Source organism: Paenibacillus sp. J5C2022, from assembly GCF_025567625.1.
Taxonomy (GTDB): domain Bacteria; phylum Bacillota; class Bacilli; order Paenibacillales; family Paenibacillaceae; genus Pristimantibacillus.
Genome location: NZ_JAOQJC010000001.1, coordinates 288,446 through 301,283 on the forward strand (window position 1 = coordinate 288,446; position 12,838 = coordinate 301,283).

Genomic DNA, 12,838 nt, shown 5'->3' on the forward strand with positions numbered 1-12,838 from the left:
GTATACTGTAAGAAAAGACAAGGATGGAGGCGATTTTATGGGGACAAAGGAATGGATATACGCCGGTACTGTGGAGGAGTTGAAGCAGGCAAGCTCAAAAGTGATCAAAGGGGGTATCGTCGTTCTTTACCATGAGGATGAAGTAAGAGCGATAGACAATCGATGTCCGCATCTCGGTTTTCCACTTCATTTGGGAAGCGTTTGCAATGGAATCTTGACCTGTCACTGGCACAATGCCCGCTTCGATATCTGCAGCGGCGGAACATTGGACCCTTGGGCGGACGACGTACCCGCATATGACGTTAAGATCGAGAAAGATGATGTTTGGGTCAACTCGATACCAAAGAACGTAGGCAATGCTGAGAAGCTTAAACAACGTTTGCGGGAAGGTCTTGAGCAGAACATCGGCATCGTCATTGCGAAGGCCGTAATCGGGTTAATCGAATCCGAAGTCCCGACTGATGAAATTGTCATGATCGGCGTCAAATTCGGTACATCGCAAGGTAATGGCTGGGGGGCAGGTCTGACCATCTTGACGGCGATGAGAAATGTACTCCCCAAGCTCGATACTTTAGGCCAAATACTTGCCTTATACCACGGATTGGTGCACGTAGCCAGAGCCAGTTCCGGCCGAGCTCCCCGCCACCTGCTCGGAGCGCTGCCTTCCTCCAAGGCATCTGTGGACAGACTGGTAGAGTGGTATCGCAATTGTATCGAGGTGCGCGACACCCAAGGGGCAGAGAAGGTGTTGCTGACGGCCATAGAGCAGGGAGCTACGCCCGAACAGCTATCGGACATGATGATGATATCGGTGACGGACCATTATTATTTGGACGGCGGTCATACTTTTGATTTTCATAATAAAGCATTTGAAGCGCTGGAAAGCTTGGGGCCATCGCTCACGAAGCCAGTTCTCGCTTCTCTTGTACAGCTCCTCGCTGCACCCACCCGAAGTGAAGAGCTCCATCACTGGCAGACACCTGTCGATCTGGTAACTCCGATTCAGCTTGCTTTTGAGAAGTTAAAGCAATCTTCGACAACGGAGCACACCGTTCAGTTAGATGAACAAGCATTCGTGGATCAATTACTCAGCGACAAAGCAAATGAGACGATCGAACAGTTAACAAAGCTTCTGCTCGGCGGAGCAGCACCTGAACGTCTGGCCCAATTGATCTGCCTCGCTGCTGCCGAGAGGATCGTGCGCTTTCACACTCAGAATGAATTCAGTGATTGGATAGCTGTGCTGCATACCTTTACTTTTGCTCACGCCGTGCATGAGCGGTTGCGCCGTTCGAAGGAACCGTTACTCCATCGCGCGCTCTATTATGGAGCAATGGCCATTTACCATGACCGGTTTCTTAATGTGCCGCGAGCGAGGAAGCCGGAGCCTGCCAGCAGCCGCAATTTCACATTTGAGGAATTGCTCGATATTCTGGACCGCAGGCAACAAGTGGATGAAGCAGCAAGCTGGGTAGCCGGTTATCTTGCTGAACAGCGGGACTCGCAGAAGCTGCTTGGAACACTTGGGCTTTGTCTGCTTCGCGAGGACGCCGAATTTCACTCCTTTCAGCTTTATGAGGCGGCTGTTGCCGAATTCGATCATTGGGATGAGGGTTGCGATGCATTCGCTAAGCAGGCCAAGGAGACTTGCTTGCTCGCATGCACCCGATATTTGGCGGCCCACGCTCCAAGTGCACGGGAATTGCCGCACACGACTAAGATCGCATGGCGTTTGTTCCGTGGCGAAAGACTGTTCGAGGAAGATGCCGAGATAATCAACAATAAATAAGGATAGGTTTACTAATTAAAATCGTGAACACCTGGATTCGATTTGACGTTCTGGAAACCGAGGTACAGCCTTAAAAGGCTGGGACTGTAACCGGAATCATCCGGTTACTGTTATTCCCGAATGTTAACGGTTAAAGATGGACGACGATTCAATTAGTTTCATAATTTGACGTTTCGTCTGGGTCAAGTAATTGTTTCTATGGGCAGAAACTAATAAGCCTATCGGCATTTTCGGGTCAAATCCTTTCACTTTAAATGAGATATTACTTTGTACGAATTGGGTTCCTTTCGGGATAATTCCAATTGCATTTCCAAAAATCATTTGGGGTATGAGATGCAATGCACTACAATTGTAAACTCTTTTAAAGGCTAAATTGTTTTCTAGTAAAAAAGCATTCACAGATTGCGTATAATAACAACTATTCTCCCCAATTAATATCGGGTAATGAATGATATCGGTTATTTCAACCGACCCTTTATCTAATATTGGATGAGAAGGACTATTCACAATAAATTCGATTTCTTCATGACCAAGTGGAGTGAAAATCAGATTGGAGCTGTTGTTCTTATTTCCACATACGGCAAAATCAATCTTATGTTGATCTGCCAATGGTGATAAAAGCTCGGTATTTCCCACTACAAAATCACAATGTATATAAGGCTTCTCGTCGTTTAAATAATTTAAAATGGATGGGATTATTTTCTTTGCAACAGATTCTGTAAGTCCTATCTTTAATGCTCCTTTCTCCTCATTGCTTATACGCTGCGCTTGCGCTATTGAATAATCCCAATGCATTAGCAAGTTATCTACTTCCGCTACGAATAAAGCTCCTTCATCCGTTAACTTGGCATCCCATCCTCGTTTAAATAGAAGGAATCCCAGTTCTTTTTCTAGTTTTTTTATTTGCGTCGTTACGGTTGACTGAGCATAGTTTAATTTTATTGCCGCAAGTGAAAAAGTACCTTCTTCAACAATTGTTTTAAATGTATTCAACTCTTTTATATCCATATTAGCACCTCATCTTCATCGGATTTATTGATAACATAATGCCTTTATTTCAATTATACAAATCATTATCAAGTGAGTAAAATGGGACTAAAAGAAAGGAAGTGACGGTATGCCGTTTGTCCAAATTTATTATCGAGAAGGTCTATTGAATAAAGAGGAGTTAAAAAGGGGAAGTAATTGTATTCATTATTCATTAATAGAGCATTTTAATATTCCTGAAGATGATTATTTTCATATGTGTTTACCTTATCCATCTAATCATTTCTTTTATGATCCCGATTATCTCTTAGAAGGCGATAATAAAAGATCAGACAAAATAATGCATATTTCCATTACATGTGCATCAGGTAGAACAATAAATCAGAAAAGGAAGTTGTACCACTCAATCGGGGAAGCTATTCATCAACATTTAAACATTTCCAAAGCGGACATATTTATTACGTTAAATGAGTCATCTGTCGAGAACTGGTCATTTGGTCAAGGAATAGCACAGATGATAAAAATGACGGAGGGAAGAGAGTAGTGAATGAACGTATTGAATCCAAAATACCAACGAATATGAAAGATATAGCTCCTGATTTTGTCGATTATAGTGAGAATATATTGTTTGAAAAAGTATGGCGAGATCCTGCTTTGACTTTGAAAGAAAGAAGCATATGTACACTTTCGGCCCTGATTGCTATTGGCAATACGGAACAGCTTCCATTCCATCTCCAATTAGCAAAAAAGAATTGGATGGCCTAAAGCTGCTGCAGCTCTGAACGTAATAATGAGTAACAAATGAACTAATTATTGGCATTTGATGCTACAATGAATGTCTAAGATAATCACAACTTCTTGAAATGAACGAGGTGGGCAGTTGAAAAAAGTAAAGGTATATCATTATGATGCATTCAGCCATATTCCGAATATGGGAAATCCAGCTGGGGTCGTTTTTAATGGAGATAATCTTACAGATGAACAAATGAGGGAAGTGGCGGAGAAAGTCGGATTTAATGAAACGGCTTTCCCACTGCCATCAGACAAGGCTGATCAGAAAATCCGATTTTTCACGCCAGGACATGAAATCAATCTCTGCGGCCACGCCACCATGGCTACACTATATGCTTTAAAAACAAAAGGATTACTCGATGATAAAGATGATCTGACCATTGAAACAAAAGCAGGTGTGTTACCGATTAAATTCAATTCAAATAATGGACTCAACATGACGATGAGACAAGCTGATCCTCAGTTTGAAGAGTTCAATGGATCTATTAAAGAACTTGCTCACTCGCTGGGTATTGATGAGATGGATATCGATACCAAATTGCCAACAGTGTATGGTAGTACGGGTACATGGACATTATTAATTCCAATCAAGAGCCTTGTAGTATTCAATCGCATGTTACCCGATAACAAGCTATTTCCAAATGTGCTGAAAGAAAAGCCTCGAGCTTCTGTCCATCCATTTTGTTTGCAAACCCACGATCCAAAGGCGCATATGCATGCTCGTCATTTCTCATCTCCATTCTCAGGTACCATTGAGGACCCAGTCACAGGAACTGCATCGGGGGTAATGGGTGCTTATTGCGCTAGATATATAGATAAACATACCGCCTCGTTGAATCTTCTAATCGAACAAGGTCAAGAAATTGGTCGGGATGGCAGGGTTAGAGTAACAGTATCCGAGAACGGCAATGCGATAGAGATTACCGGAAACGCAGTTTATGTAAATGAATTTGAGGTCGATATATAGCCGTGACTTAACGTTATTGTGAAGGTGTATTACATAAAGGTTTGGGAGGATATCCAATGTCAAAAAAGGTTGGAGCAGCTGCAGTTATATTGAATGCCGAAGGTGAAGTCCTTCTAGTAAAACACAATTATGGGAAGTACAACTGGGAGCTTCCTGGCGGGCTATCAGAGAAGAACGAATCTGCGGAAGACACTGCGAAGAGGGAAGTATTTGAAGAAACAGGTCTTGAGGTTACAGTGGAGAGACTATCTGGCGTATATTTTGAGCCAGAACATGACATGCATCACTTTGCTTTCATCTGTGCTTTAAATGACAGCCAACAACCTCACCCTGACTCTAAGGAAGTAACGGAATGCAAGTATTATAGAATAGAGGATCTGCCTCGCCCGATTAGTGATTTTACGATTAAGCGAATTCAGGAAGCAATGAACCCTGATGACAATCAGCTATTCCATCTCATTGGACCGAGGCAGTGGTACGAGTAAGACATTAACGTTGATAATGAATTGTCGCCGCTAACTTCCGCTGTCGGAAGATAAGCGGCGATTTTTTATATCCGATCACAAATAGTAAAAAACGAAACGATTAAAATAAGCGCAATGAATTGCCTGACAGTGGCCAGTATACTCGAAAATCCGACATTCCAAAAATAATAGACTAAATCAAAAAAGAATGCGCGTTGTTGCCGCTGACATTGAAACCTATAATAAATGTTGTGATCACGAAAGTTGTAAACGATATCGACATCATGCTAGTTATCATCTTACATCTTAGGGGGATTTGAAATGAACAAGAAGAATTGGTCAACTGTCCTGTCTGGTCTGTTGATCAGCAGTATGCTGCTGAGCGCCTGTGGCGGGAATAATGGAGGAACCGGCAATCAAGGTTCCGGGGGAAATGCTACAGCTAATACCGGTAATGGGGAAGATAAAGGAAAAGACAAATCGAACGGAGAGCGTGTCGTGATTCGCTCTACTCTGTATGACACGGAAATGTCGGCAGAAATGATTGCCGAATTCGAAGAAGAGCATCCCAATATTAAAATCGAGCGAGTGGAAGCCGACTACAATAAATTGATGGCGATGATGGCGGCTGGCAATGCACCGGATTTGATCCGTGCAGCCGGCGTAACTGAAGTACCGGGCTTTGTATTGAAAGATATGGCGCTGGATTTGACGGAATATTTTGAAGCAAGCACAGTGTTCAAGCAAGATGACTTCTTGCCGATCGTCAATCAGTTCCGTTTTGATAAAACGTCAGGCGAGCATGGGAAAGGTCCAATCTATGGTTTTCCAAAGGACTGGTCGCCGGACTTCACGATCTATTACAACAAAAAAATGTTTGAAGAAGCCGGCCTTCCGCTGCCAAGCAGCACAGAGCCAATGACATGGAAAGAACTGATTGAGCTTGGCAAAAAGCTGACCAAGAAAAACGGCGAAAAAGTGACGCAATACGGCTTGAGTTACTACAATGGCAACATCGCGGCACAGCAGGATTTGTTGAACCTGCAGCTTGCGCAAATCGGCAAGAGCATGTTCAGCAGCGATATGAGCAGTGCAGACCTGAGTGCGCCGGAACTGCAGGAACTAATGAAATTCTGGGCAGACGCGGTTAAATCTTCTGTTGGTCCAAGCCCGTTGCATCAGGAAACAGACTGGGGCGGTCAATTGTTTGTAGATAATAAAGCAGCGATCATTTTGGCCGGCTACTGGTTCTCCGGTTTCCTCAAAGATAATCAGCTAACGAAAGACCGTCTGGACGACTTTGGGGTTGCGCCTGCACCGGTAATGGAAAATGGCAACCGGATCTCGCCGTCCGCGGCAGGAACAGGCGCGATTATTTCGAGCAAAACGAAGCATCCGGATGAGGCTTGGCAAGTATTTGAATGGTTCTTCGGCGGCAAGCCGGCAGAAGACCGCGCCAAAGCGGGCTATGGTCTGCCAGCGGTAAAAACATTGACGGAATTGCTGCCTAAGGATACGCCATTTAATAAAATGGGCTATGATTTTGTGCAAAATGAGCTGAAATACAGCGAAGGCTACTTGAGCTATAATCCTTATCTCAATTATCAGGCTGTGAATGCTATCTTCGACAAATACTTCACACCGGTTTACTTTGATAAAGAAACGGTTGAAAATGCAGGGAAGAAAATGACGGATGAACTGAATACGCTCATCACGGAAGGAAAACAGCTGATCGGCGCAAAGTAATGAGAAAGAGAGGACATCCATGAGCAAAAGATCGGTCAAAGCTGCCCTGGAATTTTATGCATTTATCTCTCCATGGTTTATCGTGTTTCTGCTGCTTGGTCTGATTCCGCTGTTCTACGGGCTTTATTTAAGCTTTACGAATTATGCGGGTTTTAATATGGACAATTTGAAGTTTGTCGGGTTCGACAATTACATGAAAGTATTTACCGACAATGATGCGATGTATGCGCTGGGACGGACGCTGCTCATTACGATCATTAACGTTCCCCTCAGTACGGCAATCGGCTTGCTGCTGGCGATTCTGCTGAATCAAAAGGTGCGCAATATTGGGATTTATCGGACTTTGTTCTTTATTCCATCCATCATTCCGGTAGTCGCAGTCGGTACGATGTGGCGTTCACTATTTACGAAGGATGGGGTCATTAACGACTATTTGATTCAACTGGGGCTGCAGCCGGTAGACTGGCTGGGTTATGACTATGCGATGCTGCCCTTGTTCATTATGCTGCTATGGGGTGTCGGCGGCGGGATTTTGATCTATTTGGCAGGACTAAAGGCGGTGTCCAAAGATTTGTATGAAGCGGCGGCCATTGATGGTGCGACAACGATTCATCGGTTTGTAAAAATTACGCTGCCACTCGTAACGCCGGTTTTATTTTTCCAGTTCATTATGAATATAATCGGCTCACTGCAAATTTTCGTTCAACCGGTGCTGCTTGCCGCCAACTCGAACAGTTTGCTGTCGACGCCGATCCGGCCAAATTATGTGTATTCAGTTCACGCCTTTCAACAAATTTTCGCTTTCAGCCGCTTCGGATATGGTCTGGCCTTGCTGTGGGTGCTGTTCCTGATGATCCTGCTGTTGACGATTGTGATTTTTACGACAAGCAAACTTTGGGTCTTTTACGAAGTGGATCAGGAGGGGAAATAGCATGGTAGGCCAAAGCACCGGAAACTGGTTTGGGAGAACGTCTATTTATGGCTTGCTTGTCCTCTTGTCGATCTTGTTTGTCCTGCCGTTGTATTGGCTCATTACGAATTCTTTGCAGCTGGTTGGATCATCGTCAAGCTTCTGGCCAGGAGGTCTGCACTTTGAAAACTATCGTTATGCCGTGACATTAATCGATTATTGGGGTTTTACCAAAAGCTCAATTATCATTTCGGGTATTGCAGTCATTGTGCCGACACTGACCAGCGCACTGGTTGGATTCGGATTTGCGCGGCTGAGCGGCCCCGGCAAAGGCGTCTTGTTCATGCTGATGCTCTCCACGATGATGCTGCCCGGCATTGTTACGCAAATTCCGACGTATGTCATCTTTTTCAAAATCGGCTTCATCAATACGTACTGGCCATGGTTTTTCTGGGCACTTGGCGGCAGTGCCTTCAGCATCTTCCTGTATCGACAATTTTTCGCCTCCTTCCCGAAAGAATTGGAGGAAGCAGCACGAATTGACGGCTGTTCAACGTTCCGGATTTTTTGGAATATCTTTCTGCCGATTTCTTTGCCTGTTGTTGCAACGGTGTCGATTTTAGCTTTTAATGGTTCATGGGGAGGCGATTATTTAACGCCTTTCATGTTCCTTCATGATGACAAATATCCGCTGGCAACGGCATTGTTCTCGGTAGGCTATTCATTCCCTGGCGACCAGAGAATCGAAATGACGCAAGTGCTCAATGCAGGGCTTGTCATTTTCGTCCTGCCGATTATTGTCGTGTTTTTTATCGGACAGCGTTACCTCGTTGAAGGAGTCGTATCCTCTGCTGTTAAAGGATGATGAACGGTGATAACAGGACTAGAGAAACGTTTCACCATGCTGATCGTTGATGATGAGTATGAAATTCGGGAAGGCTTGAGAAAAGCAGATTATGGTTCATTTCAGATTGAAGTTGTTGCCATCTGCGAGAACGGCATCGAAGCGCTGAAGGCGATGGCGCAGACGCCCGTCGATATTTTGCTGACCGATATTAAAATGCCGTTAATGGATGGGCTCGAACTGATCAGTAAAGTGTCCGTCCTATATCCCTTTACCAAAAAAATTGTGTTGTCGGGCTACGGCGATTTTGAATATGCGAAAAAGGGCATTGCATTCGGAGTGCTGGACTATTTGCTCAAGCCCCTTGATTTCGAAGAATATTTTCGGCTGCTGCACAAAACGACGACGATGCTTAACGAAGAGCGCGAGCTGCAACTTAAGCAGGCCAGCCTGGAGCGCAAGGCAAAGCTGACCGCACATATGCTGCGTACGAAATTTTTGGCGGAATTGCTGCAGCGTTCCTTAAGTGAAGAAATGATAGAGCTGGACAGCGCTGCCGCCGAGGTGCTGCTGGAAGTTGAAGCTCCTTATTCCGTGTGTGTGCTTCGATTCCAGTCCTATCCAACGCGGTCCAAGCCTGCGTCGGATGCCGAGTGGCAGCTGGTTGTGTTCGCACTCGATAATTTACTGCACGATTATTGGGATGATCCCGGTTTCGGCTATCATTATGTCGACCCGGTAACGGCGCAATGTGCACTGATTGTGACTGAAGCAGCACTGCTGCCGGCGGTTCAGGCAGAAGCAGAAGAGGCGATAAAGACAGAGCTGGAACGGATTTTGCGGGCTTTTAAACGGTTTCGCGGCTTATTCCAGTCTCATCTGCAATACCGGATCGGCCCTGTTGTCGGCAGGGCGACTGAGATTCACCATTCCTGCCTCATGGCCGAAGCCGGCTTTGCCGCCGCTGAATCATCCGCATCAGTTGCTTCCACAGCAACTGATGCTGCCGGCTCTGAAGTGCAATCCGGCGATGATCCGGATGTAAGCCATGCAAACGGCAGGCGGCTGGTGCACGAGGTGAAAGCTTTCATCGCTGGCCATTACGACCGTACGATTACGCTCGATGAGGTGGCGCAGCATGTCCATTTGAATGCCAGCTATCTCAGCCATCTATTTAAAGAATTAACCGGGATGAAATATATCGAATATTTAACAGAGTATCGTATGGACAAGGCGAAGAGCCTACTCGCCGATACGAACTGGAAAGTGTACGAAGTCGGAGAAATGGTCGGCTATGAAAACCCGCGTTATTTCACGCTTATTTTCAAGAAGTATACCGGACAATCGCCGCTGGAATATCGGAATGCCCACTACAATACAGCTTCCAAGGACGGATAACATGAAATTTCGCAGCTTGCGCAATCGCTTGATATTCATCGCTTTTCTGTTGTCTGTATTGTCGGAGGGCTTTCTCATAGCTATCAGCTACTGGAATACAAGCGGTATTGGCATTGATATTCGGCAAGCCGCCCGACAAAATGTAACCAAACATGTCGAGAGCCAGCTGATGACCAAGCTCAAGGATATCAGTTCCTTGGCAACCCAGCTTAATTCGATGGATTTCATCAACTATTCCCGGGAGTATTATAATCTCCGCCCTCCCGAGGAAGCCGAGCGTCTGCGTACGGAATTAAATGATCGGCTGAATAAGCTGCATTTGCAGCCTTCTTTGGTAGAAAGGGCTTATTTTATAGGCCAGAACGAAAACCAGAAAAATCTAGGCAAACAATTCAGCCAATCATCGCTCATTCCCGAGGAGCAGATTCCGTGGATTGATGAGTTGCGCGATACGGGACTTATCGATTTATTTACACGCTTTTACGATATGCCGACCTATATTCCGCATGGGATGTTTACGGCTCCACTGGGGCAAATGAAACATCTGCAGGAGGGGAAAAAAGAACGGCTGCAAGCCTTTTTTGAGAGCATTGAAGGTCATATGATTATTAACAATGGCGTAAATTCCCTGAATGTGCTGACCGTCATTGTGCTGGATGACCAGATGCTGTCCATGGCTTTGCCCGGAGAAGACAGCTGGGACGGCTACATTACACTGCTGGACAATAATGATCATATTTTATGGTCCAATTTAAACGATGAGCAGGTCATCGGCTCGGCTATAGAAAATAGCAAGCAGGGAAAGACACAGTGGGTTCAGGAATGGGACGCTGCGTATGAAGTGAGAACCAATACAATTGTTCCCTATGGCATTACTTTGCTGTTTTTTGAACGTAAAGCAAGCAATGTGATTTGGGATTCTTTGATGCTGCGAATCAGTGTTCTGTCATTAGGAACGACTCTTCTGATCAGCTTGCTCGTTTCCATCAAGCTCTCGAACCGGATTATGTATCCATTCAACGTTCTGGCGCGGATTTCCTGGAAGAAAGAGAGCAATATCGATTTCGAGCATATTCCGGAAGACCGCTTTTCCCGGTTGTCTTTATCCAGATTTTCGATCCGAAACAAGATTTTGCTGCTGCTGTTTACTTCGGTCATGATTCCGTTTATCGCTGCCGTAGTGCTGCATGTGGCGTTAACTTATCACTCGATGTTCAATAAACTGGTTGATTCGACCGTCCAGTCCGCCAATCAGATTGTGAAGGAAACGTGCAACCGGATGGACAGCTATGAAAGCTTGACGAACAGCGTCGCAACCGATACCCGGTTGACCAGTCTGTTCATGCCATACAACCCGGCTCCCGGCATTGATGAGAAATTTCCAATTTCCAGCTACCCGGGGCTTGTCGACGTTTCTTATTTTATCCTCTATAACAGCCAGGGATTGGCGCGCTACTCATCGACATTTATTAACAATATCGGGCTGTTCCGCCTGTCAACGTCCGAGATGACATCGCTGGAGAAGCTCGAGCCGGAGGAAATCGTCTGGGTGGCCGGCAAAAAGGATGTTTATGACCATCCGGCCATTATGCTGATCAAGAAGCTCTCTTTGCCAACGCCGGACGGTACAATGGCAGATGCCTATTTGCAAATGGTGCTTAAAGAAGATACATTCCAGTCGGTAACATCGGATCGTCGTGAAACGATTGTGCTGTTGGATGAAGCAAGTGATAAAGCGTTTTATTCCAGCGCACCGGAGCAGGGTTTTGCAGAAATGGCTGTGCAGGAGTGGTCTGCCGGCACTTTGGAGCGGGAGCAGTCGCAAATCAGAAAAGTAGGTTCAAGCAATCAAGTCATGATGCAACGCGCTATTCCAGACTCGCAATGGACGGCTACGCTATTTTTTACAATCGACGATATTCATTTGAAAATCAATGAAATGCTCTATCGCTATTTGCTGCTGATCGTATTGATTTTTGCGGCCATACTGGCGATTGTCTGGTATCTCTCCTTGCTGCTGGTGAAGCCGATCGAGCGACTGACACAGGCACTGGAAGCAGGGGAGGCGCTCGACGGGACGGTGATCGAGGAATTGAACAGGCGTGATGAAGTCGGATTGCTCGTACTGAGTTTCAATAATATGATTACGAAGATTAATGACTTGATGGAAGAAAATATTAAAAAGCAGATCCGAGAGAAAGATCTTGTCACTTCCAAAATGAAAGCCGAGCTTGGCATGCTGCAGCAGCAGATCAATCCTCATTTTCTGTACAATACGCTGGAAGCAATCAATATGCGGGCCAGACAATACGGCGCAGTTGAGGTTAGCGCCATGGTCAACTCGCTGGCGAAAATATTCCGCTTCACGATTAATACCGGAAGCGAGGTCGTTCCGCTTGCCGAAGAAATCGAGCATGTGCGCAATTATTTGACGATTCAGGAGTTGCGCTTCAAGGATGCATTTATTGTGCAATGGAAGATTACCGTGCCTGCTTCGCTGCCGATCCTTAAATTCATATTGCAACCGATTGTCGAAAACGCACTGCAGCACGGCATTGAGGAATTGTATGAACAGGGAATCATTCGCATTGCGATTCATCCCGCAGAGGGCGGATTGCAAATTGAAATTAGCGACAATGGCTTGGGTATGGATGAAGAGGTGCTGGAACAGCTGCGCTGTTCGTTGACAGAGAATTATGAGGGAAGGGAAGGACAAGATGAAGGAGAAGCTGGAAATAAAAGCGATGGAGGCCATGAACACGAAATAAGTGATCAGGTACAACGCAAGCGTTCGACAGGAGTAGGACTGCGCAATGTTTACCACCGGCTGCGGATTTATTATGGCGAAGAATTTGCGATGCACATCGAAAGCCAGGAATTTGGCGGAACGACAGTAACACTCCATATCCCGCTGGATATGGATGCTTCACTTGATGAGTAA

10 protein-coding genes and 1 pseudogene are annotated in these 12,838 nt (G+C 45.5%); 10 read left to right on the forward strand and 1 reads right to left on the reverse strand.

The annotated features are described in order from the left end of the window. The first annotated feature begins 37 nt into the window (after window positions 1–37). Window positions 38–1,789: a Rieske (2Fe-2S) protein gene (locus tag M6D81_RS01365; protein WP_262674981.1), complete on the forward strand. Its 1,752-nt coding sequence runs from the start codon at window positions 38–40 to the stop codon at window positions 1,787–1,789. Between the two features lie 123 nt (window positions 1,790–1,912). Here the strand turns inward: M6D81_RS01365 and M6D81_RS01370 are convergent, their stop codons facing one another. Beyond that, window positions 1,913–2,797, reverse strand: coding sequence for a LysR family transcriptional regulator (locus M6D81_RS01370; RefSeq protein WP_262674982.1), 885 nt, complete (start codon window positions 2,795–2,797; stop codon window positions 1,913–1,915). Window positions 2,798–2,906: 109 nt separating this feature from the next. Between M6D81_RS01370 and M6D81_RS01375 the strand changes: the two genes are divergently transcribed. The 9 genes and pseudogenes from M6D81_RS01375 (at window position 2,907) to M6D81_RS01415 (ending at window position 12,838) form a co-directional block, all read left to right on the forward strand. Further along, entirely contained in the window at window positions 2,907–3,320 is a 414-nt protein-coding gene (locus M6D81_RS01375; RefSeq protein ID WP_262674983.1) for a tautomerase family protein, read from the forward strand. Beyond that, window positions 3,320–3,581, forward strand: a pseudogene (locus M6D81_RS01380) (carboxymuconolactone decarboxylase family protein). Before M6D81_RS01375 ends, M6D81_RS01380 begins: the two are co-directional and overlap by 1 nt. Window positions 3,582–3,656: 75 nt before the next feature. Beyond that, window positions 3,657–4,535 carry a PhzF family phenazine biosynthesis isomerase gene (locus M6D81_RS01385; protein ID WP_262674985.1) on the forward strand — a complete coding sequence of 293 codons (879 nt, stop codon included), beginning with the start codon at window positions 3,657–3,659 and terminating at the stop codon, window positions 4,533–4,535. Between the two features lie 56 nt (window positions 4,536–4,591). Continuing rightward, window positions 4,592–5,020 (forward strand): NUDIX hydrolase, encoded by a 429-nt coding sequence (locus tag M6D81_RS01390; protein ID WP_262674987.1) that lies wholly within the window; start codon window positions 4,592–4,594, stop codon window positions 5,018–5,020. Window positions 5,021–5,320: 300 nt separating this feature from the next. After that, window positions 5,321–6,745 carry an ABC transporter substrate-binding protein gene (locus tag M6D81_RS01395; protein WP_262674988.1) on the forward strand — a complete coding sequence of 475 codons (1,425 nt, stop codon included), beginning with the start codon at window positions 5,321–5,323 and terminating at the stop codon, window positions 6,743–6,745. A gap of 19 nt (window positions 6,746–6,764) precedes the next feature. Continuing rightward, window positions 6,765–7,676 carry a carbohydrate ABC transporter permease gene (locus M6D81_RS01400; protein WP_262674989.1) on the forward strand — a complete coding sequence of 304 codons (912 nt, stop codon included), beginning with the start codon at window positions 6,765–6,767 and terminating at the stop codon, window positions 7,674–7,676. Between the two features lies 1 nt (window position 7,677). Next, window positions 7,678–8,520 carry a carbohydrate ABC transporter permease gene (locus tag M6D81_RS01405; RefSeq protein ID WP_262674990.1) on the forward strand — a complete coding sequence of 281 codons (843 nt, stop codon included), beginning with the start codon at window positions 7,678–7,680 and terminating at the stop codon, window positions 8,518–8,520. Between the two features lie 6 nt (window positions 8,521–8,526). Further along, the gene (locus M6D81_RS01410) at window positions 8,527–9,897 is read left to right on the forward strand and encodes a response regulator transcription factor (RefSeq protein ID WP_262674991.1); all 1,371 of its coding nucleotides are present in this window, start codon (window positions 8,527–8,529) and stop codon (window positions 9,895–9,897) included. 1 nt (window position 9,898) lies between these two features. Beyond that, entirely contained in the window at window positions 9,899–12,838 is a 2,940-nt protein-coding gene (locus tag M6D81_RS01415) for a sensor histidine kinase (RefSeq protein ID WP_262674992.1), read from the forward strand.

What these genes read in the sequence shown, in the direction of transcription:
- M6D81_RS01365 (WP_262674981.1), top strand. Translation starts at nt 38, where the DNA reads ATGGGGACAAAGGAATGGATATACGCCGGTACTGTGGAGGAGTTGAAG.
- M6D81_RS01370 (WP_262674982.1), bottom strand. Translation starts at nt 2,797, where the DNA reads ATGGATATAAAAGAGTTGAATACATTTAAAACAATTGTTGAAGAAGGT.
- M6D81_RS01375 (WP_262674983.1), top strand. Translation starts at nt 2,907, where the DNA reads ATGCCGTTTGTCCAAATTTATTATCGAGAAGGTCTATTGAATAAAGAG.
- M6D81_RS01390 (WP_262674987.1), top strand. Translation starts at nt 4,592, where the DNA reads ATGTCAAAAAAGGTTGGAGCAGCTGCAGTTATATTGAATGCCGAAGGT.
- M6D81_RS01395 (WP_262674988.1), top strand. Translation starts at nt 5,321, where the DNA reads ATGAACAAGAAGAATTGGTCAACTGTCCTGTCTGGTCTGTTGATCAGC.
- M6D81_RS01400 (WP_262674989.1), top strand. Translation starts at nt 6,765, where the DNA reads ATGAGCAAAAGATCGGTCAAAGCTGCCCTGGAATTTTATGCATTTATC.
- M6D81_RS01405 (WP_262674990.1), top strand. Translation starts at nt 7,678, where the DNA reads ATGGTAGGCCAAAGCACCGGAAACTGGTTTGGGAGAACGTCTATTTAT.
- M6D81_RS01415 (WP_262674992.1), top strand. Translation starts at nt 9,899, where the DNA reads ATGAAATTTCGCAGCTTGCGCAATCGCTTGATATTCATCGCTTTTCTG.